Source organism: Flavobacterium cupreum (genome assembly GCF_003996965.1).
GTDB classification, from domain to species: domain Bacteria; phylum Bacteroidota; class Bacteroidia; order Flavobacteriales; family Flavobacteriaceae; genus Flavobacterium; species Flavobacterium cupreum.
The window spans coordinates 1-292 of the sequence record NZ_QWDM01000229.1; the positions used below are offsets into that span (position 1 = coordinate 1).

The window sequence follows — 292 nt, forward strand, 5'->3', positions numbered from 1 at the left end:
CTGCAGTTCCTGGCCGAAGTGCTCGGCCACGCCGGCTACGACACGGTCGCGGCCTGCTCGGCCGAGGAGGCGCTCGAACAGATCGCCCTTGGCGAGCCCGACTTGGCCCTGCTCGACATCACCATGCCCGGCATGAGCGGGCTCGAGCTCGGCGCCCACCTGCGCGAGAACAGCACGGTGCCGTTCATGTTCCTGTCGGCCGTCGAGGCCACCGAATCGGCCAAGCAGGCGGCCGCCTACGGCGCCGTCGGCGACATCGTCAAACCGGTCGACGCCGGGCGCCTGCGGGCCG

General features: G+C 71.6%; 1 protein-coding gene. It reads left to right on the forward strand.

Annotated features, from left to right (window positions below):
- A partial coding sequence (locus D0817_RS27270; RefSeq protein WP_202866552.1) for a response regulator occupies positions 1 to 292 on the forward strand: 292 nt, incomplete at both ends.